The organism is Micromonospora haikouensis, assembly GCF_900091595.1.
Lineage (GTDB): Bacteria > Actinomycetota > Actinomycetes > Mycobacteriales > Micromonosporaceae > Micromonospora > Micromonospora haikouensis.
Genome location: NZ_FMCW01000002.1, coordinates 277,128 through 300,740 on the forward strand (window position 1 = coordinate 277,128; position 23,613 = coordinate 300,740).

Below are 23,613 nucleotides of genomic sequence, written 5' to 3' on the forward strand. Positions count from 1 at the left end.
TAGGCAGCCAGCGAACGTGAAACGTGTTCGGACTCTAGGCCGCGGCGGGAGTTTGCGCCATAGGCCGGCGGCGATCGGGGCGCAAGGGTTTTCGGCGTGTCTTTTCCAAAGTTGTCCGATTGCGTCCGATTTAGCGCATAGAGTGCCGAATATCGCGGATGTCCTCAGTGGGGGAAAGAACGAAAATGATCCTCGTGGAACGCAGTGCGCACGTGATGGCGCCGGTGGAAGCGGTCTGGGAAGTCGTGCAGCGGGCCGAGCAGTTGCCGGCCTGGCTGGCGGGAGTTCGCGCGGCGGAGGTCCTCTCGGGGGAGGGCTTCGGCCGGCGACAACTGGTCCAGGCCGGGCGCGGGTCGGCGCACGAGGCCGAGGTGATCGCCTTCCAGGAGCCGACCCTGATCGGCTGGCGGGAGCGCGCCAAGGGCGCCGGTGCCCGAGCCGAGGCCCGCACCGAGATCTACGTCCAGCTCACCGCAGACGAGGAGGAGGGCGGGACCATCGTGCGGCTCATCGTCGTACGCTGGCCCGCCGGCCCGGTCAAGGCCGCCCTCCTCCGGCTCGGGCTGCGGCGGGTCGGCGCCGACCTGGAGGACTCGCTGGCCCGGCTGACCGACCTGGCCGCCGTCGGCTGAGCGGGGCACGTCTCACCGCGCCATCCGCGACGGCGGTGGCCCGACCCGTCCCGGCCAGGGGCGCGACGGACCACCGCCGTCACACTGCCCGGCGCGGGCCGTCAGGCCGTCACCGTGAACGCGGCCACGTGTACCTCGTCGAGGTGCCGGAACTCGAAGAAGAGGCGGTACGTGCCCGCCGAGGGCACCTGCATCCCGAACGCCACCACGGAGCTCGGCCGGCTCGCCGCCGCCGGGTGCACGTGCAGGTAGGCCAGGTCCCCGTGGCGCAACGCGACCAGGTGCCCGTACGCGCCCAGGTGCGGTTGCAGGTCGTTCACCGGCCGGCCGTCGCGCCCCAGCCACACCAGGACCTGGTTCGCCTCGCCCGGGCGTAGGCCGCCGTCGAGGGTGACGGTGTACCCGTCGACGACAACGGTCTCCTGGGGTTGTTCCGGCGGCCTCGGCGCGTACCGGCCGGGCACCGCGACGTCCGCCCCGAGCGTCACCTGCCGCGCCGCGCCGACCGGCCAGAAGTCGGCGATCGCCCGCAACGGCCCGGCAGCCGCCGGGCCGACCGCCGCCCGCCAGGTGCCGTCCGCGTCCAGCTCCGGGTGCACGTGCTGGTAGTCGGTCAGGTCCCGCGACACCAGCACCAGGTGCATCAGCCGTTCGTGGACGGGCTGGAAGGCGGTCACCGGCAGGCCCGCCGCGTCGGTGATCCGGAACGCCAGCTTCCCGGCCCGGCCGGCGGTCAGGGTGGTGGTGTCCAGGGCGAGGGTGTAGCCGTCCCGGGACAGCTGCAACCCGGCTGGCTCGTGGTCGGCGTGCCCGACCGGACCGGGCGTCGCCGACCGTACGGTGGCGGGCGGGCCGCCGAACCGGCCCGCCGCGAAGCCGACCGCGAGGGTGAGGGCGAGGATCAGCCCCGCCGCCACGGCCCGGGCGGCCCGACCGGCCGGGGGTGGGGCCTGTGCGTCCCCCTGCCGGGGACGCCCGGGTGGGGGCGCCCCCAGCAGGACCAGCCGGCGTTGCGTCGTCGTCACGGCAGCCGGGGCGCGAGGACGAAGAGGCCCTGCTCGATGCCGCTGACCACGATGATCCCGCTGGGGAAGTACGGGTATGTGCTCCACGCCCCGTTCATCGAGTTGCTGTTGCTCGACGGGTAGATGTCGAAGTAGCCGGCCTCGGTCGCCCGCCCACTGGCCACCTCGGCCAGGTCCAGGATGCGCAACCCCGCCCGGTAGTTGGCCTGGTAGCTGTATTTGCCCTTGACGTACTGGTTGTGGTCGGTGGCAGTCACCCCGGCGGGCGCGCTGTAGGTGCCGATGTGCCGGGGCGCGTCGAGGTCGGCCAGGTCCCACAGGTACGTCTGGGTGTTCACCCCGCGCCGGGACTCGTCCAGCTCGTCGTCGAGGAGGAAGTACCGCTGGTCCCCGGTGAACCACCCCTGGTGGGTGTACGCCCGCCCGGTGTAACCGATGCGGGAGAGCTGCCGCGGCGCCGACTTGGTGGTCACGTCCACCACGGTCACGGTGTCCTCGTTGGAGTTCACGCAGATCTCCCGCCCGGTGTAGGCGGTGTCCGGGCCCCGGTAGACCACGCACTGGGTGTCGTGGGTGTATCCGTCGGTGCTGACGCAGCCGGCCGAGGCCGGCGACTTCGGCGTCCGGATGTCGATCATGTGCAGCCCGCCGCTGCACGTGTTCGTGCCGACCGCGTACGCGTACCCGGTCTCCTCGTTGATGGCGATGTTGTGCGCGTTGCCGAACTGGCCGTACCGCGCGTCCGCCGTCCAGGTCTGCGGGGCGGTGACGCCGCGCAGCCGGGTCAGGTCGAACACCTGCATCCCGTGGCCCGACACGTCGGCCACCACGTACGCGTGGTCGCGGTAGACCTTGATGTCGCGCCAGATCGCGGTGCGGTTCTGGTAGGCGGGCAGGTTGCCCAGGTACACGGGGGCCGTCGGGTTGGACACGTCGACGAACGAGGTGCCGTTGCGCCGCCCCACCAGCGCGTACTCCCGGCCGGTCAGGCTGTCGGTCCAGCCCCAGATGTCGTTGGCCTGGCTGCCGCCGATGTCGGCCAGCGGCAGGAACGACAGCAGGTCAACGTTGCGGCAGGGGTAGCCGGCGGCCTGACCGTTGGTGCAGGTCGCCGCCGCCTGGGCCGCCAACCGGTGGGTCGGCTCCCGCTGGGCCATGAACTCCTGCGCCGAGGCGCGCCCGGCCGGGGTGTCCGGCGAGTGCGCGACCAGGGGTTGGCCCGACCCGAGCAGTGACGCCGCGAGGGCGCCGACCGCCAGGGCGACTCCGATTCGGACGACTCGCATGGCGTCTCCTACCGTCAGCGATTTTATCGAGAAGGATGGTTGCGCCTCGGTGGTCGGGACAAGGTGGTGGGGGATACCGGTCGGGTCATATCGTCCCCGACACGCCGAGGGGCCCGGCGCTCCGCGCCGGGCCCCTCGGGTCGCTGCCGCGACCTAGCTGTCGCCGCCGGTCTCGCCGACCGGTGCCGCGTTGACGTCGTCGATGGCGTACTTCTTCGCCGCCTCGGCCGGGACCTGCGCCGGCACCGCGCCGCGCAGGGCGAGCTGCCGCAGCGTCGCGACCGTCACCGACTCGGCGTCGACGTGGAAGTGCCGGCGCAGCGCGTGCCGGGTGTCGGACATGCCGAACCCGTCGGTGCCGAGCGAGGTGTAGTCGCCCGGTACCCAGCGGGCGATCAGGTCCGGTACGGCGCGCATCCAGTCGCTGACCGCGACCTTCGGCCCGTCGGCGTCGGCCAGCTTCCGCTGGATGTACGGCACCCGCTGCTCCGCGCCCGGGTGGAGCAGGTTGTGCTCCTCGCACTCCACGGCGTCGCGGCGCAGCTCCGTCCAGGAGGTCACCGACCACACGTCGGCGGCCACCCCCCAGTCCTGGGCGAGCAGCTGCTGCGCCTTGAGCGCCCACTGCATGCCCGTGCCGGAGGCCAGGATGTTGGCCCTCGGCCCGTCGCCCTCGACCTTCGGGGCTGGGGAGTAGCGGTAGATGCCCTTGAGCAGCCCCTCGACGTCCACGTCGGCCGGCTCGGCCGGCTGGTGGATCGGCTCGTTGTAGACAGTCAGGTAGTAGAAGATGTTCTCCGGCTGCTCGCCGTACATCCGGTGCAGGCCGTTCTCCATGATGTGCGCCAGCTCGAACGCGAACGCCGCGTCGTAGGCGACCACCGCCGGGTTGGTGGCGGCGAGCAGCAGCGAGTGGCCGTCCTCGTGCTGGAGGCCCTCACCGTTGAGCGTGGTGCGCCCGGCGGTCGCGCCGAGCACGAAGCCCCGCGCCATCTGGTCGGCCGCCGCCCAGAACCCGTCGCCGGTGCGCTGGAAGCCGAACATCGAGTAGAAGATGTACAGCGGGATCATCGGCTCGCCGTGCGTGGCGTACGCGGTGCCGGCGGCGGTGAACGAGGCCACCGAGCCCGCCTCGTTGATCCCCTCGTGCAGGATCTGACCGGTCGTCGCCTCCTTGTACGACAGGAACAGCTCCCGGTCGACCGAGGTGTAGCGCTGGCCGTGCGGCGAGTAGATCTTCGCCGTCGGGAAGAGCGAGTCCATGCCGAACGTGCGGGCCTCGTCCGGGATGATCGGCACCCAGCGCTTGCCGAACTCCTTGTCCTTCATGATGTCCTTGAGCAGGCGGACGAAGGCCATCGTGGTGGCCACCTTCTGCTTGCCCGAGCCCCGCTTGACGTCGGAGAACCGCTCGCTGCCCGGGATCGCCAGCGTCCGGCCGGCGGTCCGCCGCGACGGGAGGTAGCCGCCGAGCTGCTCCCGGCGCTCCCGCAGGTAGGCGATCTCCTCGGACTTCTCGCCCGGGGTGAAGTACGGCGGGAGGTAGGGGTTCTCCTCCAGCGTGGAGTCCGAGATGTCCAGGTAGAGCCGGTCGCGGAAGAGCTTCAGGTCGTCCAGCGTCAGCTTCTTCATCTGGTGCGTGGCGTTGCGGCCCTCGAAGTGCGAGCCGAGCGTCCAGCCCTTGATCGTCTTGGCCAGGATCACCGTCGGCTGGCCGGTGTGCTCCATCGCCGCCTTGTAGGCCGCGTAGAGCTTGCGGTAGTCGTGCCCGCCCCGCTTGAGGTTCCAGATCTCGTCGTCGGTGAGCCCCTCGACCATCTTGCGGGTGCGCGCGTCGCGGCCGAAGAAGTGCTCCCGCACGTACGCCCCGGACTCCGCCTTGTAGGTCTGGTAGTCACCGTCGGGCGTGCTGTTCATCAGGTTGACCAGCGCGCCGTCGGTGTCGGCGGCGAGCAGCGGGTCCCACTCGCGGCCCCAGACCACCTTGATGACGTTCCAGCCGGCGCCCCGGAAGAACGCCTCCAGCTCCTGCATGACCTTGCCGTTGCCCCGGACCGGCCCGTCGAGCCGCTGCAGGTTGCAGTTGATCACGAAGGTGAGGTTGTCCAGCTCCTCGCGGGCGGCCACGCCGATCGCGCCGAGCGACTCGACCTCGTCCATCTCGCCGTCGCCGAGGAACGCCCACACGTGCTGCTGCGAGGTGTCCTTGATGCCCCGGTGGTGCAGGTAGCGGTTGAACCGGGCCTGGTAGATCGCGTTCAGCGGGCCGAGGCCCATCGAGACGGTCGGGAACTCCCAGAAGTCCGGCATCAGCCGCGGGTGCGGGTACGACGGCAGCCCGCCGCCCGGGTGGGACAGCTCCTGGCGGAACCCGTCGAGCTGGTTCTCGCTCAGCCGCCCCTCCAGGAACGCCCGCGCGTACATGCCCGGCGAGGCGTGACCCTGGTAGAAGATGTGGTCGCCGCCGCCCGGGTGGTCCTTGCCCCGGAAGAAGTGGTTGAAGCCCACCTCGTAGAGCGACGCGGAGCTGGCGAACGTCGAGATGTGCCCGCCGACGCCGATCTCGGGGCGCTGCGCGCGGTGCACCAGCATCGCCGCGTTCCACCGGATGTACGCCCGGATCCGCCGCTCGATGTGCTCGTCACCCGGGAACCACGGCTCGCGCTCCGGCGGGATGGTGTTGATGTAGTCGGTGGTGGTCAGCGACGGCACCCCGACCTGACGCTCCCGCGCGCGCTCCAGCAGGCGCAGCATCACGTACCGGGCGCGTTTGGTTCCGCGCTCGTCGATGACACCGTCCAGCGACTCGACCCATTCGCCGGTCTCTTCGGGGTCGATGTCCGGAAGCTGGCTCGGCAGACCGGCGGTGATCACCGGGCGCTTGCGTTCCGTGGCCACAGGCGTTCCCTCGGTTGTGTGTGGGATAGGTCTCTAGACGTTCATCCTGCCTTCTACCGACGGTTTTCGTCACGTCTGCCTCCCCCAGACGCGACGCTCAACACAGGTACCCGTCGGTAACTTATGGCTGCTTGCGGCCATCTCCTACCGTCGACCCATGACGATGCTGCGAGCCGTGGCGAGCGCACTCGTGCTGGCCGGAGCGCTCACCCTGCTGCTGTCGGTGCTCGGCCTCGCCGGCGGCCGACTCGACGCCGCCCCCGTGGGGCTGCTCGGCCTGGCCCTGCTCGCCGCGGGCCTGGTGCTGCTCAACCGCACCGGCGGCCGGAGCGCCCGCTACGGCTACGCCACCACCACCGGCGACCCCGCCGCCTCGTACGGCTCCGGCGCGTACGGCGCGGGCGCGGGCCAGCCCGGTGCCGACTTCCACGCCGGCGACGCCGGCACCGGCTGGTCCGGCGACCCGGGTCCCGGCTGAGGCAGGCCCGGCCGGCTCCCGGCTGACGAAAGCCCGGCCGCGACCCGGGTCCCGGCTGACAGGCCCCGGGTTCCGGCGGCAGAATGCGCCGTATGCGCACCGAGGTGATCACCGTCCAGACCGGCTCCCGACCGACCGTCCGGGACATCACCGCCGAGGCGGAACGGTTCGTCTCCGGCGCCGGCGACGGCCTGCTGCACGTCTTCGTGCCGCACGCCACCGCCGGGCTCGCCGTCATCGAGACCGGGGCCGGCTCCGACGACGACCTGCTCCGGGCGCTGGACGACCTGCTGCCCACCGACGACCGCTGGCGGCACCGGCACGGCTCGCCCGGCCACGGGCGCGACCACGTGCTGCCCGGCCTCGTCCCGCCGTACGCGACCCTGCCGGTGATCGACGGGCGGCTCGCGCTCGGCACCTGGCAGTCCATCTGCCTGGTCGACACCAACGGCGACAACCCCACCCGCAAGGTCCGCTTCTCGTTCCTGCCCGGCTGACCGCGCGCCGGCCGCTGACCGCGCGCCGGCCGCTGACCGCGCGTCGGCCCGCGCCGGCCGCCCGGTCAGGGCCGCAGGGTCTCCGCCTCCACCGTCTGCCGGCCCAGGTCCGCCCCGGCCCCCGGGGCGGTGCGCGCGGCCGGTGCCGGCGGCCGGTCGTACGTCTGGTGCAGGCCCGCCACCCGGTCCTCGATCACGAACGTCGCCCGGGTGTACGCCGGGGCGTCCGGCCGGCTCACGTACGGCACCACGTCGAAGTCGGCCGCCAGCTGCGCCGGGGTGATCGTCGTGCGGACGTACCCCCGGAGGTTGTTCTGGAAGCGCAGGTGCGGGTTGAACGCGAACCACGGGTGGGAGCCCGTCGGCGAGTCCGCGCCGTCGCCGGTCGACGTGACCGAGGAGCAGACCAGCTCGCTGCCGACCGTGCGCGACGTGGGGTCGGCGTAGTCGAGCTTGAGGTCGCTGGCCCAGTGGGCGTGCACGTCGCCGGTGAGCACCACCGGGTTGCGCACCCCGGCGGCCAGCCAGCCCCGGGTGATCCGGTCCCGGGAGGCCACGTACCCGTCCCAGGCGTCCATGCTGGTGACCGTGAGCGGCCCCGAGTTGTTGTCCCGCTGCGCGAAGAAGACCTGCTGGCCCAGGATGTCCCAGCGCGCGTCGGAGCGGCGGAACCCGTCGAGCAGCCACGCCTCCTGCTCCGCCCCCGTGATCGACCGGGCCGGGTCGGCCGCCGCGGCGCACTCCTTGTATCCGTCGCCGCACGCCTGGTCGTCGCGGTACTGCCGGGTGTCGAGCATGTGGAACGTGGCCAGCCGGCCCCAGCGCACCCGCCGGTACAACTGCATGTCGATGCCGCGCGGCAGCGAGGTCCGCCGCAGCGGCATGTTCTCGTAGTACGCCTGGAACGCCGCCGCCCGCCGGGCGAGGAAGTCCGGGTCGGGGGCCTCCGGCACCTCGTCGGCCCAGTTGTTCTCCACCTCGTGGTCGTCGAAGACCACCACCCAGGGGGCTACCGCGTGCGCCACCTGCAGGTCGGTGTCGGTCTTGTACTGGGCGTGCCGCTGCCGGTAGTTCGCCAGCGTCCGGGTCTCCGGGCCCTCGTGGTCGCGCGGGTTCCCGCCCGGCACCGTGTACGTGCCCTTCTCGTACTCGTACTGGTAGTCGCCCAGGTGCAGGATCAGCTCCGGCTCGGTCTCGGCCAGCCGCCGGTACGCGGTGAAGTACCCGTGCTCGTACTGCGAGCAGGAGACGAAGCCCATCGCCAGGGCCGACGGCAGGGTCCCCGGCGCCGGCGCGGTGCGGGTGCGCCCGACCGGGGACGCGTACCCCTCGGCCCGGAACCGGTAGAAGTACTCCCGGCCCGGCAGCAGCCCGCCCAGCTCCACGTGCACGCTGTGCGCCGACTCGGGTCGGGCCTGCGCCATGCCGCGCCGCACCACGTGCCGCAGCCCCTCGTCGGCGGCGACCTCCCAGGTCACCGCCACCGGCCGCGCCGGCATGCCGCCCAGGCCGTCCTCCGCGAGGGGCTGCGGGGCCAGCCGCGTCCACAGCACGAAACCCTCGTGGTCCGGGTCGCCGGAGGCCACCCCGAGGGTGAACGGGTCCTGCCGCAGCGGGCGGGCCGCCGCCGCGCCGGCCGCCACGGGCAGCCCGGCCACCGCGCCGACCGCCGCGCCGGAGAGCAGGATCGTACGTCGGGACAGTGTCACGGTTTCCTCCCCAGAGTCCGTGTTGTTCGACTCCGGGGAGCGTCGCGCCCGCCGATGGCCGTGAGGTGAAAGGAAGGGCCCCTTGTTATCGCCTTTTGTCGAACAAGGGCCCCCTGTTAACACCCGCCGGGCGGTCGGGCGGCCAAACTGATGGAGGTGGTCAACAGTTGCGCTGGGCGTACGATTGCGGCATGGCGCAGCGCATCCCCACCGAGGCGGGGCCTCCCTCGGGTGGCCGCGTCGACCTGGCCGGTGCCGCCGTACGCCGGATCATGCACGTCGCCTCGGCCATCCGGCACCGGCAGGAGGCCGGGGTGGCCGGGCTGGGCCTGACCCCGGCCGTCGCCCGGGCGCTGCACGTGCTGGACCCGGACCGCCCGCTGCCGGCCCGCGACCTGGCCGACCAGCTGCGCTGCGACCGTTCCAACGTCACCACCCTGGTCGACAAGCTGGAGCAGGCGGGCCTCGTGGAGCGCCGGGCCGACCCGACCGACCGGCGGCAGAAGACCCTCGTGGTCACCGAGGCGGGCCGGCGGATGCGCGACCGCGTCGAGCGGGTGATGTCGGACTCCCGACTCCTCGCCGGGCTCACCGACACCGAGCTGGCCACCCTGCACGAGCTGGTGTGGAAGGTCGCCGACGGCGACTGCCCAGGGGAGCGCGCCTCGCGGTGACGCGCCGCCGGGGCCGGCGGCGACGGTGACCCGCCCCGGGCGGACGTGTCTGAGTGGGCGACCGGCCGCCGCGTCGGTAATGCTGTCGGACGTGACCACCCCGCAAGATCTCGACGACCGGTTCCGGGAGGCCCTCGCCGGGCTCGCCGCCGCACCCCGGCGACGTGACCCGGCCGAGCGGGTCCACGACGGCGCGCCGCTGACCGGGGCGCAACTGCTGGACCTCTTCGACGCCCAGGTCACCAGCCGGCAGCTGGACCTCGCCGGGCGGTGGCTGCGCAGCTTCGGCGAGGGCTTCTACACCATCGGCTCCGCCGGCCACGAGGGCAACGCCGCGGTCGCCGCCGCGCTGCGCCCCGGCGACCCGGCCCTGCTGCACTACCGTTCGGGCGCGTTCTACTGCCTCCGCGCCGCCCAGGCCGCCGGGGAGGTCGCCTTCCCCGGGCCGGAGGGGGAGACCGACGCGCCGACGCCCGGGGCGCAGGCCGCGCCGCCCGAGGCGGCACCCGCGGGGCCCGAGGCGGAACCCACGCCGTCCGACGCGGAGGGAACGCCGCCCGCGGCCGGGACCCCGGCCGAGGTCGAGGCCGGGGCGGAGGCGGGGACAGGTGGCGAGGCCGCGGACGGCACGGCCGGCGGGCCGGCGGCGGGCCGCGACGGTGCGGCCGGGCGGGCGGACGCGTACGCCGGTGCCGCCCGGGACGTGCTGCGCGGGATGGTCGCCTCGGCCCGGGAGCCGATCGCCGGGGGCCGGCACAAGGTCTTCGGCCGGGCCGACCTCGCGATCGTCCCGACCACCTCCACCATCGCCTCGCACCTGCCCCGGGCGGTCGGCGCGGGGCTGGCCCTGGAACGGCTGCGCCGCCGCGACCCGGCCGGGCGGCGGGCCGGCGCGGACCCGCTCGGCGACGTCGGGCAGCCGCCCCGCTCGCCGTGGCCGCCGGACGCCATCGTGGTCTGCTCGTTCGGCGACGCCTCGGTCAACCACGCCAGCGCCACCGCCGCGTTCAACACCGCCGGCTGGTACGACCACACCGGCCTGCGCATCCCGGTGCTCTTCGTCTGCGAGGACAACGGGCTCGGCATCAGCGTCCGGTCCCCGAAGGGCTGGGTGGAGGCGACCCTGCGGTCCAAGCCGGGCATCCGCTACTTCTCCGCCGACGGCACCGACCCCGTGCAGGCGTACGAGGCGGCCGTGGAGGCGGCCGGCTGGGTGCGCCGGCACCGGCGGCCGGCCGTGCTGCACCTGAGCACCGTACGGCTGATGGGGCACGCCGGCGCGGACGCCGAGGCCGCGTACCGCAGCTCCGGCGAGATCGCCGCGGACCTGGACCGGGACCCGCTGCTGGCCACCGCCCGGCTGCTCGTGGCGGCGGGCGTCGCCACGACCGACGAGCTGCTGGCCCGCTACGACGAGCGCGGCTGGCAGGTACGCCGCATCGCCGAGGAGGTGCTCGGCGAACCGAAACTCGCCTCCGCGGCCGAGGTGGTCGCCGAGACCGCGCCCCGCCGCCCGGCCCGGGTGGCCCGCGCGGTCGCCGACGCGGCGACCCGGGCCGGCGGGCCCGGCGCGGCGGCCCGCGCGGACGTGTTGGGCGGCCGGCTGCCCGAGGCGGCCGGCCCGCTCACCCTGGCGCAGAGCATCAACGCCGCCCTCGCCGACGGTATGCTCGACCACCCCGGGATGGTCGTCTTCGGCGAGGACGTCGCCGCCAGGGGCGGGGTGTACGGGGTGACGAAGGGCCTGCGCGACCGGTACGGCGCGGCCCGGGTCTTCGACACGCTGCTCGACGAGACGTCGATCCTCGGGCTCGGGCTGGGCGCCGGGCTGGCCGGGCTGCTGCCGGTGCCGGAGATCCAGTACCTGGCGTACCTGCACAACGCCGAGGACCAGCTGCGCGGCGAGGCGGCGACGATGCGGTTCTTCTCCTCGGGGGCGTTCCGCAACCCGATGGTGGTGCGGGTGCCGGGGCTGGCGTACCAGGAGGGCTTCGGCGGGCACTTCCACAACGACAACTCCCTGGCCGTGCTGCGGGACGTGCCCGGGCTGGTGATCGCGGTGCCGGCGCGGCCGGACGACGCCGCCGCGATGGTGCGTACCTGCCTGGCGAGCGCGGCCGTCGACGGCAGCGTCTGCGTGCTGGTGGAGCCGATCGCGCTCTACCACACCCGCGACCTCTACACGGAGGGCGACGGCGAATGGCTGGCCGACTACGCCGGGCCGGGCGCGTGGGCCGCCGGCCACGCGCCGGTCGGCCGGGCCCGGGTGTACGGCGTCGGCTCCGCCGAGGACGTCACGATCGTCACGTTCGGTAACGGGGTGCCGATGTCGCTGCGCGCGGCCGCCACCCTCGCCGACGAGGGGATCGGCAGCCGCGTCGTCGACCTGCGCTGGATCGCCCCGCTGCCGGTCGCGGACATCGTCCGGGAGGCGTCGGTGACTGGCCGGGTGCTGGTCGTGGACGAGACCCGCCGCTCCGGCGGGGTCGGCGAGGGGGTGCTCGCGGCGCTGGTCGACGGCGGGTTCGTCGGTGCCGCACGCCGGGTGGCCTCAGTTGACTCGTTTGTACCATTAGGTCCGGCAGCGCGTGCGGTGCTGGTCACCGAGGATGCCATCACCCAGGGTGCCCGTACGCTGCTGGCACGGTAAATTCCGTTCCACCCGGTGCGCCACTTGCGCGGGGGGCCGCGAGTGTGTGGACTTTGCCTGACGGCGTCACCGCGACGCCGCGAGCAGGGACGAGATGAGGAGGCACGCGACAGTGAGCGCGACCGCTGGTCAGGCCGCCGACGGGGTACGCAGCCTGGCGGACCGGTTCGGTATCGAGCCGGGGATGGTCGTCATGGAGATGGGGTACGACGAGGACGTCGACCAGGATCTCCGGGACGCCCTGACCGACCGCTGTGGAGAGCTGGTCGACGAGGACACCGACGAGGTGGTCGACGCGGTGCTGGTCTGGTACCGCGACGGCGACGGTGACCTCTTCGAGCTGCTCGTCGACGCCCTCGGCCCGCTGGCCGACAACGGCGTCGTGTGGCTGCTGACCCCCAAGGCCGGGCGGGAGGGCCACGTCGAGCCGAGCGAGATCGCGGAGTCCGCGCCCACCGCGGGCCTGCAACAGACGTCCACGGTCAACGCCGGCCGGGACTGGAGCGGTGCCCGCCTCGTGCTGCGCCGGGGCGCCAAGGCCAAGAAGTAGCCGAACCTGCCCCCCCGCCCGTGGGGCCGGCCACACTCGGTGGCCCCGGCCCTCGGGTGTGGCAGGCTGATGCCACCTCCAGAATCGACCCAAGGAGCTCGCATGCCGATCGAGGTTGGCGCCGAGGCGCCGGACTTCGTGCTCAAGGACCAGAACAACCAGGAGGTCCGGTTGTCGGACTTCCGCGGCAAGCGCACCGTGCTGCTGGTCTTCTACCCGCTCGCCTTCACCGGCATCTGCCAGGGCGAGCTGTGCGAGGTGCGGGACAACCTCAACGAGTACGTCAACGACGACGTCCAGGTGCTCACCGTGAGCGTGGACTCGGTCTACGCCCACAAGATCTGGGCCGAGAAGGAGGGCTACCAGTTCCCGCTGCTGGCCGACTTCTGGCCGCACGGTGCGGTCGCCCAGGCGTACGGCGTCTTCAACGACGTCGCGGGCATCGCCAACCGGGGCACGTTCGTGATCGACAAGGCCGGCGCCGTCCGGTTCGCCGAGATGAACATGCCGGGCGAGGCACGCGACCAGCAGGGCTGGCGCAAGGCGCTGGCCGACGCCGTCGCCGCCTGATCCCACCACGGGCACACCGGCGCGGCGGGCCGGAGTCGGCAGGGTAAGCTTGCCGGACTCCGGCCCGCCGTGCGGGCGTTCGGGGCGCGTAGCTCAGTGGGAGAGCACTCGCCTTACAAGCGAGGGGTCGCAGGTTCGAAACCTGCCGCGCCCACCCATCACCACCAGCGCGGAAACTCTTCCGAAGATCGAGACCCCGGCCGCTGGCAGTGACTACCGGAAGGTGACGTCACTTCTGTTGACCTTGCAGTTGGCGTCGTTCCAGCCCTCACCGAGGTAGCTGGGTTCGCTGCCCTTGGGCACACCCTGGTACTTGCCGCAGATGGTGGCCGAGCCGATGACGACCACGCGGGTGATCGTCGCGGTGTCGTTCCAGTTGCTGTTGATGCCGGCCAGCATGTCGATGTCGTCGACGAGGACGTTGTCGATACGCACGTGGCGGGTGTACGAGGTGGTGCAGTTGCCGCAGCCGCGGTACAGCTTGCCGGACCCCTTGAGGTAGAAGCCGGAGATGTTGACCGTGCCGTTGCCGTTGTGCTGGAAGGTCTTGTCGCTGCCGCTGCGCGCGCCGCCACCGATGACGTAGGAGGTGCCGCCGTTGGTCTGCTTGAAGGTGGCGGCGTCCTCACCGATGTCGTTCCACCACACGTTGCGCAGCGTGCAGGTGCCCTCGCAGTGCACGCCGTCGCCGGCGGGCGAACCGAGGATGACGTTCTGCAGCGTGCCGCCGTTGGCGATCTTGAACATCGGGTCCTGCGACTCGCCCTGCCCGCCGTCACCGATGCAGCAGTAGGTCTTCATCCCGCCGTCGAAGGTGCCGGAGACGTTGACCGTGCCCGAGATGCTCACCGAGCCGGCCGACGACGGCCACGCGCCGGTCGGCGCGCCCGGGTTGCTGGTCGGGCCGGACGTCGGACCGCTGGTGGGGCTGGTGGTCGGGGTCGACCCGCCGCCGGAGTACGTCTCGAACTCGGCGATCCGCGGGGCGCCGGACGCGCTGGTGATGACGAAGGAGAGCTTCTTCAGCGACGTCGAGGAGAAGTTGATGGTGCTCGGGGCGCTGCTGCCGCTGGCCAGGACGGCGCCCGTGTCGTGGTTCTTGAGCTGCCAGCCGCTGATCGAGCCGCCGCCCGAGGCCTGCACGATGACGGCCGAGGACACCGTGGTGGCGCCGCCCCACTTGACCGAGATCGTGCCGGTGGAGCTGCTCGGCGACCAGAAGGTGCTGGTGTTGCCGTCGATGACGTTGCCGTAGCTGGTGCCACTGGCCTTGCTGGAGCCGTCGGCGCCGGCGCCGATGCTCAGGTTCGTGGCGGCCGAGGCGTGGGGGACCTGCAGCGCCAGCGCGGCGACGGCACCTGCGACCGCAGTGGCACCGCCGGCCAGCCACCGGGTAGCGACTTTGCGTTTCATCTGATCCGCCTTTCAATCATGAACACCCTGTTACGGAAAGCGCTTTCCAGTAACCATAGGGCTTTATCGATGGCGCGGCAAGCCAGTCGGCGACGGACCGGCGGCCCGCTGCGCCCCGGCTCAGCCTCCGGGCTGCCCCTCGGGTCTCACCCGGCGTCGCCGAGCAGTCCGCGCAGGACGCCGCGCACGGTCGCCTCGAACAGATCGCGCTGCGCCGGTGGCGCCTGCGGCGCGGTGAGGGCGGAGGCCAGGTTGGGGAACGCCGCCAGGTCGATCCCGTCGAAGCGGGCCGGTGGGCCGGCGGCTTCGCTGCGCGCGAAGAGCGACACCACGCCGGTCGTCATCGCGATCGCCTCGAACTTGGTGGTGGTCGCGGCCGGCACCGGCCGCAGGGCCCCCAGGCAGTGGTCGAAGAAGGCCAGGCTCTCCGGGCCGAAGGCGGTCGGCCGGGGCAGGATCTCCACCAGCCACCGGTGCCTGCGGTGCAGCTCCAGCTGCCGGCGGGCGATGTGCAGCATCGCGTCCAGCCAGTCGCCGGTGGCCTCCGGGTAGGGGCGCAGCTCTCCCGCCGCCCGGTCGGCCATCAGGTCGAGCAGGTCGTCGCGGGAGGTCAGGTAGCGGTAGAGCGATCCGGCGCCGGTGTCGAGCGCGGTGGCGACGGCCCGCATCGAGACCGCGCCGAGGCCGTCGGCGTCCGCCATCGCGATCGCGGCGGCCACGATCTCGTCCCGGGTGTGCGTCGGTGCCGGGCCCCGCGTGCCCCGGGCCGGGCGGGACCAGATCGACGGCCGCACTGGTTCGGCGGATGAGGTCACCGCTACACTCTAAACTGCGAACGCCGTTCGCGGTTTAGGGGAGGGTGACGTGGAACAGGGTTGGACCGTGCAACGGGTGCCCGCAGCCGACGGGGCCGGGATCGTGCTCCACTCCATCGGTGCTGGGCCGGGCATCGTCGTCGTGCACGGCGGCGGTGTCACCATCGAGATCTACCGACGCCTGGCCATCCGGCTGGCCGACCGTCTCACCGTGCACCTCTACAACCGCCGGGGGCGGGCCGACGCGGCCGCGCGCGCCGAGCCCTACGACGGCGAGCAGGACATCGACGATCTCGCGGCGCTGCTGACCCACACCGGGGCCCGCAACGTCATCGGCCACAGCGGCGGCGGCTTCATCGCCCTGCGGGCCGCCGCGCGGCGCCTGCCGATCGGCCGGCTCGCCCTCTACGACGCGGCGGTCCAGGTCGACGGCCTGTTCCCGGCCGCGTGGCTGCCGGCCGCCCGGGACGCGGCGCGGGCCGGAGACCTCGCCCGCGCCATGGCTCTCACCGGTGCCGGCCTCAACACCCAGTCCGCCACGTCGCGCCTGCCGCTGGGCCTGCAGGTCGCCATGTGCCGGCTGTTCATCCGTACGCCCATCGGTCGCACCATGGCCGAGCTGCTGCCCACCACTCTCGACGAGACGACGCTGATCTTCCGCCACGACGGCCCGCCGGAGCAGTGGGCCGGCGTCGACGCCGAGGTGCTACTGGCCTGCGGCGGGGCCGGGCCGCCCTACTACCGTCCGACCAACGAGGCCCTGGCGGGAGCCCTGCCGCACGCCCACACCCTGGTGGTGCCGCGCGCCGGTCACGACGCGCTCAACCGTGCCCCGCGCCACCTGGTCGACGCGCTCGCCGAGTTCTTCACCGCCCCGGTGACCTCGGAGCGGGCGGGCTCGTAAGGCGGGCGGGGCGCCGAGAGGCAGCCGGCCCGCTGTCGTTCTTGTCAGCGTCCCCGGGGGCGGACCTTGATGCTGTCGAGGTCCGTCGCCACCGACGTGAGGTCGCCGTGGTCGGCGCCCAGCCCGCGCACGGCGGCTGCGGCCAGCGCCTCCGCCCGGCCGGTCACCACTTCCGCTGCGTCCTCCGCCGTGGCCCGGACGACGCAGCGGAAGGTGAACCCGAGCAGGGAGCGTTCGTAGGTCACCGTGCCCTCCTCCGTGAACCGCGCCGCGAACACGTCGTGCTCGTCGGCGCGGGCGAGCAGCGCGGCCCGTTGCCCGGCGTCGAGCGGCGCGAACCTGCCGCGCACGATGACCTGATACGCCTTGTCCGCCATTGCTGATGCTCCCCGGTTTGTGGACGAAGTCACGCGGCGACTCCACCGTCATCTTGCCGCGCCCCCGGCGTACGGCAAGCGGTTTACGCCCGCCGCCGCGACGGCGCGGGCCGCCGGGGGTGAGACCGGCGGCCCGCCGCGGGCGGGTCAGTTCGCGCAGACCGCGTACGCGCGCACCTTCCAGTTGCTGCTGAAGCCGTTCTCGTCCTCCATGGCCCGGACGGTCACCGCGGTCGAGGAGGTGGCCCGCATCTCGGTCAGGCGCACCTGGCCCTCGCCGCCGAGGATCTCGCCGCCGACCCCGTGCACCCGGGTCCCGGCCGGGCAGGTGGCCACCACCGACTGGACGGCGGCGGAGCTGTAGGAGCTGTCGTCGACGACGCGCTGCTCGCCGGGGAGCGGATCGGCGCAGATCGCGGTGGCGTCGAGCCACCAGCTGCCGGCGAAGCCGGTGCCGTCCTCGACGCCGGCCACCACGACACTGTTCTGCTGGATGCGCAGGTCCTCCAGGATCACCTCGCTGTTGGACGCCCCGACGACCGCGCCGCCGACCCCGATGGCGTGCTTGCCGGCGGGGCAGGACTTCTCGAACCAGTTGGACGTGCCGAAGCTGGGCGCGGAGCTGCCGGAGACGGTCACCAGGCCGCTGGGGGCGGGGGCGCACAGCGTGCTCGCGGTGACCGCCCAGTTGCCGGCGACGCCGTTCTCGTCCTCGCGGCCGGTCACCGAGTACGCGCTTCCGCCGGCCAGCGGCAGCATGATGTCCATGCCGACCTGCCCGAGACCGGAGCCGGTGATCGCCCCGCCGCCGCCGATGACCGTGGTGCCCGTCGGGCAGGTCGCGCTCTGCGACTTCGCGACGGAGTTGCTGGGGCCGGTCGTCGTCCTGATGCTCAGGCCGGGCACCGCCGCCACGGGCCCGGTGAGGGCCAGTTGGCCGAGCACGAGCGCGCTCAGCGCCGCCCCGCCCACGGCGGTCGTGCGACGCGTCCACCGGCTCCGGTTCGATCCTTCTCGCATGCTGTTCGACCTCTCAGAGAAGCTCGGCGGGCGATCCGGCCGAGGGTGTGTGTGCGTTGACACCGGTGGGAGTGGCGAGGGGGCGGGCCGCCAACAGAAAACTCCGGAGAAGTTTCCGGGCCGGAACGTCGTACCGCTGGGGTTGGATCGGAAGCGGGACGGTCGACGGAGCCGGAGGTGCCCGGGGTGAGCTACACGGAGGTCAACGGCCTGCGGCTGTGGCACGAGGCGCACGGCTCGGGCCGCCCGCTGGTGCTGCTGCACGGGGGATACGGCGCGGCGGAGTCGTTCGCCCCGCTCCTGCCGGCGTTCGCCGGCCGGCGGCGGGTGGTGACGGTCGACCTCCAGGGGCACGGCCGCACCGCCGACGTCGACCGTCCCCTGCGGTTCGAGTCGATGGCCGACGACGTCGCCGCGCTGATCCGCCACCTGGGCCTCGGCGAGGCCGACGTGCTGGGCTATTCGCTGGGCGGCGGGGTGGCGCTGCGCCTGGCGATCCAGCATCCCGCGCTGGTGCGCCGCCTCGTGGTGGTCTCCGCGCCGTGCCGCAGCGGGGGGTGGTATCCGCAGGTGCTGGCCGCGATGGCGGCCCAGGACGCGGCGACGGGGGAGCGGATGCGGGGCACCCCGCCGCACGAGCTGTACGCCCGGATCGCCCCCCGCCCGCAGGACTGGCCGGCGCTGTGGGCGAAGACGGGGGAGCTGCTGCGCCGCGACTACGACTGGTCGGCGCAGGTCGCCGCCCTGGCCAACCCGACCCTGCTGGTCTTCGCCGACGCCGACTCGGTCCCGACCAGCCACGTGGCGGAGTTCTTCGGGCTGCTCGGCGGCGGCCACCGCGACGCCGGCTGGGACGGCAGCGACCGTCCCGCGTCGCGGCTGGCCGTCCTGCCGGGGCTGACCCACTACGAGATGCTCGACTCGCCCGCGCTGCCGGCCGCCGTGCTGCCGTTCCTCACCGCCCCGGCGCGCCCTCCGCAGTGACGCCCTCCGCAGTGACGCCCTCCGCAGTGACGCCCGCCCGGTCCGCTGCCGCCGGGTCCGCTGCGCCGGTCGACGCCGACGACGGGGCCGGCTCGGCGGCGTAGTGCAGGAGGACCAGGCCGCTGTCGAACGACCGCGTGCCGGTCAGCGTGAACCGGTGCGCCGCGAAGCCCCGGGCGGCCAGCGGGATGCCGCTGCCGGCCACGATCGGGTGCAGCTTGACGACGAGTTCGTCCACCTCGGGCAGGAGCTGCCCGGCGAGGTCCCCGCCACCGCAGAGCCAGATGTCGCCCCCGGGTCGCCCCTTCAGCTCGCGGACGAAGGCCACCGGGTCGCCGGCGACGACCTCCAGCCCGGGGTCGGCCGACGGCGGCAGCGACCGGGAGAAGACGTACTGCCGCAGGTGGGCGTACGGGCTGGTGACGCCGACGCGCAGCGCCGGATCGTAGGTGGCACGCCCCATCAGCACCGCGTCGAAGCGGCCGGTGGGCCGGTCGATGCCGAGCTGCGGGTGGCTGAACGTGGGGAAGGTCTGCGGCCATCCGGCGGTGAGGTGGGCGGCCACGTCCGGTTCCAGGGGGAAGAAGTCGTAGGACCCGTCGGGGGCGGCGATGAAGCCGTCGAGGGTGCTGGCCACGTAGTACACGAGCTTGCGCAAGGGGACTCCCATCAACCACTACTGCTGTCGTGGTTGGAACGTACTACACCTGTCGTGGTTGTTGCTAGGGTGTTCGGCATGGCCCGGAACCCGCAACGACGCGCCCTGCTCGCCGACGCCGGGCTGCGCGTGCTCGCCGCCGCCGGGGCGCGGGGCCTCACGCACCGCGCCGTCGACGCCGAGGCGGGCGTGCCCACCGGCACCGCCTCCAACTACTTCCCGACCCGCGAGGCGTTGCTCGGCGCGCTCGGCGAGCGGGTCTTCGAGCGGTACGCCCCCGACGAGGCCGTCCTCGCCCGGCTCGCCGCCCGCGACCCGTCGATCGACCTCACCACCGACTACGTCCGCTACATCGTCGAACGCACCACCCGCGAGCCGTACGTCACCCGGGCGCTGATCGAGCTGCGGCTGGAGGCGGCCCGCCACCCCGAGCTGGGCCGGGGCCTGGCCGAGGTGCTCCGCCGGGGGTACGCCGACGACGTCGCGTTCCACGCCGCCGCCGGGTTACCGGGTGGCGCGTTCGAGATCGCCCTGCTCCACTATGCGGTGGACGGGTTGCTGCTCGACCTGCTCACCACGTCGATCGACGCCGGCTTCGACGTCGACGAGGTGGTTTCCGCCCTGGTGTCCCGCCTCGTCGGCGGCGCCGCCCCGCGAACCGGGGCCGCCCACGACTGACGGCGTCCGCCTGGGCGCGACGGGCGACGCGCCCCCGGCCGTCCCGAAGAACCGAAGGAGTCGCGTGTCGCTCACCCTGGCCCCGATGACCGACGACCAGCTCGCCCGCCTGCGGGTCGGGCTCGAACTGTCGTACGCCGAGAACCTCGCCGAAGCCCGGGGACTGTCGCCGGAGGCGGCCCGGGCCGAGGCGCTGGCCCAGATCGGCCGGTCGCTGCCCGACGGGGTGGCCAGCCCCGGCGTCCTGCTGCGGGTGGCCCTGCTCGACGGCGAGGAGGTCGGCTGGATCTGGACCACCCTGCCCGACGCCGACCGGCCCACGATGGCCTGGATCCACAACATCGAGGTGCATCCCGCCCACCGGGGGCAGGGGCACGCGCGGCGGATGATCCAGCTCGCCGAGGCCGAACTCGCCCGGCTCGGCGTCGACCGGCTCGGGCTGAACGTGTTCGGGCACAACACCGTGGCGATCCGGCTCTACGACAGCCTCGGCTTCCGCGTCGCCGCCCAGCAGATGGTCAAGCCGCTGCCGCCGCCGGGCTGACCGCCCCGTCCCCGCCGCCCCGACCCGGGACGTGTGCCCCCGCGAACAGCGGGAAACCCACCCGGAACGCGCATCCTGCGGGGAGGAGCGAGGCCAATGAGGGACCGCACCGCACCGACGATCGGCGTGCTGGGCTCGTACGGCGGTCGCAACCTCGGCGACGAGGCGATCCTGAGCGGCCTGCTGGCCGACCTGCGCTCACACGAGCCCGACGCACGGATCATCGTCTTCTCCCGCAATCCGGCGCACACCGCCCAGGCGCACCCCGACGTCGAGGCCGTGCCGTGGGAGGGGGTGAGCCGGGTCGACTCGGCCGAGGTGCTGGCCGAGCTGGACCTGCTGATCCTCGGCGGCGGCGGCATCCTGTACGACCGGGAGGCCCGCCGCTACCTGCGCGTCGTGCGGGTCGCCCAGGAGCGGGGGCTGCCCCTGCTCACGTACGCGGTCGGGGTGGGCCCGCTCAGCGACGGGGTGGACACCGGCATGGTGCGGGAGACCCTGGCCGGCGCCACCGAGGTCACCGTGCGGGACCAGGAGTCCCGGATGGTGCTGGAGGAGGCCGGGCTGCTCAACCCGATCACGGTGACCGCCGACCCCGCGTTCCTGCTGGAGCCGGAGGAGTTCCCCGCGCACCTGCTGCGCGAGGAGGGCGTGCCGAACGGCAAGCGGCTGGTGGGGCTCAGCGTGCGGGAGCCGGGCCGGGCCGCCGAGCGGCTCGACGTCGACGGCTACCACCGGCTGATCGCGCAGATCGCCGACTTCCTCATCCACCGGATCGACGCGCACGTGCTCTTCGTGCCGATGGAACGCGACGACATCCGGCACTCGCACGGCGTGATGTCGCACATGACCGCCGCCGACCGGGGCCGCATCCTGCACGGCGACTACTCGCCCCGGCAGGTGCTGGGGCTGATGCGGCACTTCGACCTCGCCGTCGGCATGCGACTGCACTTCCTGATCTTCTCGGCGATGGTCGGCACCCCGTTCCTGCCCCTGCCGTACGCCGGGAAGGTCTTCGACCTCGCCCAGCGGCTCGGCGTGCCCGCGCTGCGCGGCGTGGAACGCGAGGTCGAGGGGCCGCTGCTGGCCGAGGTCGACCGCCTGTGGGACGAGCGGCACGCGCGGGCCGCGGAGACCGCCCGCCGGGTGGCGGAGGTCTGCGACCAGGCCCGGGGGACCTCCCAGGTCACGGGCGCGGTGCTGGCGAGCCTGCGGTCGCGGACCCTGACCCGCGCCGGGGCGTCCTGACCTGCGCCGGGTGGCGTGAAGCGCGTCGGGGGCGGCCTTACCCCACCGCCGCGGTGGCGGATGGCGGTCAGACGGCTGGCCCCCGCCAGCGGTAGAGCCACCCCTGATCCCCGCCGACGGTCGACTCCAACTCGTAGATCTCGGCCTCGGCCAGCCCGTGCCCGCCGAGGTGGTGGTGGGTCAGCGGCGGTCGGCCGTTGCTGTCGAGCTCCACCCTGACCGTCTGCCCGTCGGCGCTGCCGCCCGTCAGCGGGATCTCTGCCGTTGCTGCCATGGGGCCATCCTGCCCCGGCACCGGACGCCCCGCAGGGCCGTCACCCGGAGATCTTGGTGATTTTCGGCCCCCCTGGGGGCACTTTCGTACCAAGATCTACGCCCGGCGGGGCCGCCGTGCGGGGCAGCGCGACCAGAATCGGACAAGTAGCGTGCGGGGATGGCGGAGATCAAGATCGACCCGACCCTCGGCCCCGTGTTGGCGCGCACCGGCGACGAGCGCGCGGTGCTCGAATCCTTCCTCGACTTCCACCGGGGCATCGTGCTGCGCAAGGTGGCCGGGCTCTCCGACGCCGACGCGCGTCGCCGGCTGGTGCCCTCCCGCACCACCCTCGCCGGCCTGGTGAAGCACCTGACGCTGGTGGAGCGGAACTGGTTCCCGGCCCTGCTCGCCCCCGGGCCGGGCGACGTCCACGTCACCGGCGAGGCGGATGCGGCGGACAGCTTCACCCTCGACGGATCCGACACCATCGAGTCCCTGGTGGCCGGCTACGAGCGGGCGTGCGCCCGGTCCCGGGAGGTCGCGGCGCGCTTCGACCTCGACCACGTGGTGCCGCAGCCGCAGCTCGGCGAGGTCTCCCTGCGCTGGATCCTGACGCACATGATCGAGGAGACGGCCCGGCACGCCGGGCACGCCGACATCCTGCGCGAGCTGACCGACGGCTCCACCGGCGCGATCTGACCACGAGCGGCCCCGGCGGCGAACCGGCCCGCCCCGTTCACTGCCCGCCCCGTTCACTGCCCGCCCCGTTCACCGCCCGCCCCGCTCGCCGCCCGCCCCGCTCGCCGGGGCTGCCGCCGCTGCGTTCACCGGGCCGGCAGCAGCCCCGGCGGGTACTCCATGCCGTCGTGGGCGCAGGCCGCGGCGGCCACCCGGGCCGCGTACGCCGCCGCGTCGGCCAGCCCCGCGCCGCGCAGCCGGGCCGCGACCAGGCCGGCCGCGAAGGCGTCCCCGGCGCCGTTGGTGTCCACCACCGGCGCGGGTGCGACGGCGGCCGGCACCCGTACGGGCGGGGCCCCGCCCGCGAACAGCTCCGCCCCGTCCGCGCCCCGGGTGACCGCCGTCGTCCGGGGAGCGAGGGCGGCGGCGAGCGCCCCGGCCCGGTCGCCCAGCCGCACCCCGCTGACGAAGACCAGGTCGGCGACCTCGGCGAACGGCCGGTGATAAGGGTTATCGCCGTCCCAGTCGTGCAGGTCGGTGGAGAGGCCCACCCCGGCGGGCAGCCCGGCGCGCAGGCCGGGCAGCAGGGGCGGCACCCAGTCCATGATCGAGACGTGGACGTGCGCCGCGTCCCGGGCGAGCGCGGCCAACCGCTGCGGCGTAAACGGCGGCGGCCCCTGCCACGGGCGGGGGTCGTAGAGCGACATCCGCCGGCCGGCGGGGTCGACCAGGTTCACCGACCGGCGGGTGCCGCCGGGGTCGACGACCAGCTCGGCGTGCACCCCGGCCCGCTCCAGCGCCCGGCGCACCACCTCGCCGGCCGGGTCGGCGCCGAGCACGTCGACGACCGCGACCCGCAGCCCCAGTGCGCGGGCGGCCAGCGCCACCCCCGCCCCGGTGTTGCCGATCCGCAGGTCGATCGGGGGCACGGTGAGCGAGTCGGCGGCCGGCAGGGGGAGCTGCGGCACACGTACCCGCAGATCCACTCCCAGCCCTCCGAGCACCAGCAGGTCGAACATCCCCCGACCGTAGCGGCCCGGCCCGGTGCCCCGGTGGCCCCGCCGGGCCC

Annotated in this window: 23 protein-coding genes, 1 tRNA gene and 1 pseudogene; 14 read left to right on the forward strand and 11 right to left on the reverse strand. The window is 73.5% G+C overall.

Going from position 1 to position 23,613, the window contains the following annotated elements; translation table 11 throughout:
- Positions 1–185: 185 nt before the first annotated feature.
- Positions 186–632 carry an SRPBCC family protein gene (locus GA0070558_RS02950; protein WP_043966977.1) on the forward strand — a complete coding sequence of 149 codons (447 nt, stop codon included), beginning with the start codon at positions 186–188 and terminating at the stop codon, positions 630–632.
- A gap of 101 nt (positions 633–733) precedes the next feature.
- Here GA0070558_RS02950 and GA0070558_RS02955 read toward each other — a convergent pair whose 3' ends face one another.
- From GA0070558_RS02955 to aceE, 3 genes are all read right to left on the reverse strand, one after another.
- Positions 734–1,657 carry a DUF8832 domain-containing protein gene (locus tag GA0070558_RS02955; RefSeq protein ID WP_077938880.1) on the reverse strand — a complete coding sequence of 308 codons (924 nt, stop codon included), beginning with the start codon at positions 1,655–1,657 and terminating at the stop codon, positions 734–736.
- A complete protein-coding gene (locus GA0070558_RS02960; protein WP_091275312.1) occupies positions 1,654–2,943 on the reverse strand; it encodes a choice-of-anchor B family protein in 1,290 nt (429 codons plus the stop codon). Before GA0070558_RS02960 ends, GA0070558_RS02955 begins: the two co-directional genes overlap by 4 nt.
- A gap of 153 nt (positions 2,944–3,096) precedes the next feature.
- A complete protein-coding gene (gene aceE / locus GA0070558_RS02965) occupies positions 3,097–5,841 on the reverse strand; it encodes a pyruvate dehydrogenase (acetyl-transferring), homodimeric type (RefSeq protein WP_091275316.1) in 2,745 nt (914 codons plus the stop codon).
- Positions 5,842–5,998: 157 nt separating this feature from the next.
- Here aceE and GA0070558_RS02970 point away from each other — a divergent pair, with 157 nt between their 5' ends.
- The gene (locus GA0070558_RS02970) at positions 5,999–6,319 is read left to right on the forward strand and encodes a hypothetical protein (RefSeq protein ID WP_077938883.1); all 321 of its coding nucleotides are present in this window, start codon (positions 5,999–6,001) and stop codon (positions 6,317–6,319) included.
- Positions 6,320–6,411: 92 nt separating this feature from the next.
- The gene (locus GA0070558_RS02975) at positions 6,412–6,816 is read left to right on the forward strand and encodes a secondary thiamine-phosphate synthase enzyme YjbQ (RefSeq protein ID WP_176734070.1); all 405 of its coding nucleotides are present in this window, start codon (positions 6,412–6,414) and stop codon (positions 6,814–6,816) included.
- 65 nt (positions 6,817–6,881) lie between these two features.
- On the opposite strand, the gene GA0070558_RS02980 is transcribed toward GA0070558_RS02975, so the two are convergent.
- A complete protein-coding gene (locus tag GA0070558_RS02980; RefSeq protein ID WP_091275319.1) occupies positions 6,882–8,525 on the reverse strand; it encodes an alkaline phosphatase D family protein in 1,644 nt (547 codons plus the stop codon).
- Positions 8,526–8,716: 191 nt separating this feature from the next.
- On the opposite strand from GA0070558_RS02980, the gene GA0070558_RS02985 reads away from it, so the two are divergent.
- The 5 genes from GA0070558_RS02985 (at position 8,717) to GA0070558_RS03005 (ending at position 13,123) form a co-directional block, all read left to right on the forward strand.
- Entirely contained in the window at positions 8,717–9,199 is a 483-nt protein-coding gene (locus tag GA0070558_RS02985) for a MarR family winged helix-turn-helix transcriptional regulator (protein ID WP_091275323.1), read from the forward strand.
- A gap of 79 nt (positions 9,200–9,278) precedes the next feature.
- On the forward strand, positions 9,279–11,849 hold the full coding sequence (locus GA0070558_RS02990; protein WP_091275327.1) for a transketolase C-terminal domain-containing protein: 2,571 nt from the start codon (positions 9,279–9,281) through the stop codon (positions 11,847–11,849).
- A 112-nt stretch (positions 11,850–11,961) separates the two neighbouring features.
- The gene (locus GA0070558_RS02995) at positions 11,962–12,399 is read left to right on the forward strand and encodes a DUF3052 domain-containing protein (RefSeq protein ID WP_043966983.1); all 438 of its coding nucleotides are present in this window, start codon (positions 11,962–11,964) and stop codon (positions 12,397–12,399) included.
- A 102-nt stretch (positions 12,400–12,501) separates the two neighbouring features.
- The gene (locus tag GA0070558_RS03000) at positions 12,502–12,969 is read left to right on the forward strand and encodes a peroxiredoxin (protein ID WP_077938888.1); all 468 of its coding nucleotides are present in this window, start codon (positions 12,502–12,504) and stop codon (positions 12,967–12,969) included.
- An 82-nt stretch (positions 12,970–13,051) separates the two neighbouring features.
- Positions 13,052–13,123, forward strand: a tRNA-Val gene (locus tag GA0070558_RS03005).
- Positions 13,124–13,182: 59 nt separating this feature from the next.
- On the opposite strand, the gene GA0070558_RS03010 is transcribed toward GA0070558_RS03005, so the two are convergent.
- Together GA0070558_RS03010 and GA0070558_RS03015 are read right to left on the reverse strand one after the other, a co-directional pair.
- Positions 13,183–14,382, reverse strand: a complete 1,200-nt coding sequence (locus GA0070558_RS03010) for a pectate lyase (RefSeq protein ID WP_091275331.1) — start codon at positions 14,380–14,382, stop codon at positions 13,183–13,185.
- A 146-nt stretch (positions 14,383–14,528) separates the two neighbouring features.
- On the reverse strand, positions 14,529–15,197 hold the full coding sequence (locus GA0070558_RS03015; protein ID WP_091275336.1) for a TetR/AcrR family transcriptional regulator: 669 nt from the start codon (positions 15,195–15,197) through the stop codon (positions 14,529–14,531).
- Between the two features lie 49 nt (positions 15,198–15,246).
- Between GA0070558_RS03015 and GA0070558_RS03020 the strand changes: the two genes are divergently transcribed.
- On the forward strand, positions 15,247–16,101 hold the full coding sequence (locus tag GA0070558_RS03020) for an alpha/beta fold hydrolase (RefSeq protein ID WP_091275339.1): 855 nt from the start codon (positions 15,247–15,249) through the stop codon (positions 16,099–16,101).
- 44 nt (positions 16,102–16,145) lie between these two features.
- Here GA0070558_RS03020 and GA0070558_RS03025 read toward each other — a convergent pair whose 3' ends face one another.
- Both GA0070558_RS03025 and GA0070558_RS03030 read right to left on the reverse strand, forming a co-directional pair.
- Entirely contained in the window at positions 16,146–16,478 is a 333-nt protein-coding gene (locus GA0070558_RS03025) for a DUF6204 family protein (RefSeq protein WP_077938892.1), read from the reverse strand.
- Between the two features lie 147 nt (positions 16,479–16,625).
- Complete coding sequence (locus GA0070558_RS03030; protein ID WP_141722155.1) at positions 16,626–17,498, reverse strand: hypothetical protein; 873 nt, start codon at positions 17,496–17,498, stop codon at positions 16,626–16,628.
- Between the two features lie 186 nt (positions 17,499–17,684).
- Between GA0070558_RS03030 and GA0070558_RS03035 the strand changes: the two genes are divergently transcribed.
- Entirely contained in the window at positions 17,685–18,482 is a 798-nt protein-coding gene (locus GA0070558_RS03035) for an alpha/beta fold hydrolase (RefSeq protein WP_091275348.1), read from the forward strand.
- Positions 18,483–18,573: 91 nt separating this feature from the next.
- Here GA0070558_RS03035 and GA0070558_RS03040 read toward each other — a convergent pair.
- Positions 18,574–19,152 (reverse strand): annotated as a pseudogene (locus tag GA0070558_RS03040) (dihydrofolate reductase family protein); the annotation flags it as partial.
- Between the two features lie 66 nt (positions 19,153–19,218).
- Between GA0070558_RS03040 and GA0070558_RS34805 the strand changes: the two are divergent.
- From GA0070558_RS34805 to GA0070558_RS03055, 3 genes are all read left to right on the forward strand, one after another.
- Positions 19,219–19,818, forward strand: coding sequence for a TetR/AcrR family transcriptional regulator (locus GA0070558_RS34805; RefSeq protein WP_091275630.1), 600 nt, complete (start codon positions 19,219–19,221; stop codon positions 19,816–19,818).
- A 64-nt stretch (positions 19,819–19,882) separates the two neighbouring features.
- Entirely contained in the window at positions 19,883–20,362 is a 480-nt protein-coding gene (locus GA0070558_RS03050; RefSeq protein WP_091275357.1) for a GNAT family N-acetyltransferase, read from the forward strand.
- 96 nt (positions 20,363–20,458) lie between these two features.
- A complete protein-coding gene (locus tag GA0070558_RS03055) occupies positions 20,459–21,610 on the forward strand; it encodes a polysaccharide pyruvyl transferase family protein (RefSeq protein ID WP_091275361.1) in 1,152 nt (383 codons plus the stop codon).
- Between the two features lie 67 nt (positions 21,611–21,677).
- On the opposite strand, the gene GA0070558_RS03060 is transcribed toward GA0070558_RS03055, so the two are convergent.
- The gene (locus GA0070558_RS03060) at positions 21,678–21,884 is read right to left on the reverse strand and encodes a DUF8847 domain-containing protein (RefSeq protein WP_043966998.1); all 207 of its coding nucleotides are present in this window, start codon (positions 21,882–21,884) and stop codon (positions 21,678–21,680) included.
- A gap of 159 nt (positions 21,885–22,043) precedes the next feature.
- Between GA0070558_RS03060 and GA0070558_RS03065 the strand changes: the two genes are divergently transcribed.
- Complete coding sequence (locus GA0070558_RS03065) at positions 22,044–22,565, forward strand: DinB family protein (RefSeq protein ID WP_091275365.1); 522 nt, start codon at positions 22,044–22,046, stop codon at positions 22,563–22,565.
- Between the two features lie 125 nt (positions 22,566–22,690).
- On the opposite strand, the gene GA0070558_RS03070 is transcribed toward GA0070558_RS03065, so the two are convergent.
- Positions 22,691–23,563, reverse strand: coding sequence for a carbohydrate kinase family protein (locus GA0070558_RS03070; protein ID WP_091275368.1), 873 nt, complete (start codon positions 23,561–23,563; stop codon positions 22,691–22,693).
- Positions 23,564–23,613: the final 50 nt, after the last annotated feature.

Bases quoted from the DNA above. Each gene is read 5' to 3' on its own strand.
- GA0070558_RS02950 (WP_043966977.1), top strand. From the start codon at position 186: ATGATCCTCGTGGAACGCAGTGCGCACGTGATGGCGCCGGTGGAAGCG.
- GA0070558_RS02960 (WP_091275312.1), bottom strand. From the start codon at position 2,943: ATGCGAGTCGTCCGAATCGGAGTCGCCCTGGCGGTCGGCGCCCTCGCG.
- GA0070558_RS02970 (WP_077938883.1), top strand. From the start codon at position 5,999: ATGACGATGCTGCGAGCCGTGGCGAGCGCACTCGTGCTGGCCGGAGCG.
- GA0070558_RS02975 (WP_176734070.1), top strand. From the start codon at position 6,412: ATGCGCACCGAGGTGATCACCGTCCAGACCGGCTCCCGACCGACCGTC.
- GA0070558_RS02985 (WP_091275323.1), top strand. From the start codon at position 8,717: ATGGCGCAGCGCATCCCCACCGAGGCGGGGCCTCCCTCGGGTGGCCGC.
- GA0070558_RS02990 (WP_091275327.1), top strand. From the start codon at position 9,279: ATGCTGTCGGACGTGACCACCCCGCAAGATCTCGACGACCGGTTCCGG.
- GA0070558_RS03000 (WP_077938888.1), top strand. From the start codon at position 12,502: ATGCCGATCGAGGTTGGCGCCGAGGCGCCGGACTTCGTGCTCAAGGAC.
- GA0070558_RS03010 (WP_091275331.1), bottom strand. From the start codon at position 14,382: ATGAAACGCAAAGTCGCTACCCGGTGGCTGGCCGGCGGTGCCACTGCG.
- GA0070558_RS03025 (WP_077938892.1), bottom strand. From the start codon at position 16,478: ATGGCGGACAAGGCGTATCAGGTCATCGTGCGCGGCAGGTTCGCGCCG.
- GA0070558_RS03030 (WP_141722155.1), bottom strand. From the start codon at position 17,498: ATGCGAGAAGGATCGAACCGGAGCCGGTGGACGCGTCGCACGACCGCC.
- GA0070558_RS34805 (WP_091275630.1), top strand. From the start codon at position 19,219: ATGGCCCGGAACCCGCAACGACGCGCCCTGCTCGCCGACGCCGGGCTG.
- GA0070558_RS03055 (WP_091275361.1), top strand. From the start codon at position 20,459: ATGAGGGACCGCACCGCACCGACGATCGGCGTGCTGGGCTCGTACGGC.
- GA0070558_RS03060 (WP_043966998.1), bottom strand. From the start codon at position 21,884: ATGGCAGCAACGGCAGAGATCCCGCTGACGGGCGGCAGCGCCGACGGG.
- GA0070558_RS03065 (WP_091275365.1), top strand. From the start codon at position 22,044: ATGGCGGAGATCAAGATCGACCCGACCCTCGGCCCCGTGTTGGCGCGC.
- GA0070558_RS03070 (WP_091275368.1), bottom strand. From the start codon at position 23,563: ATGTTCGACCTGCTGGTGCTCGGAGGGCTGGGAGTGGATCTGCGGGTA.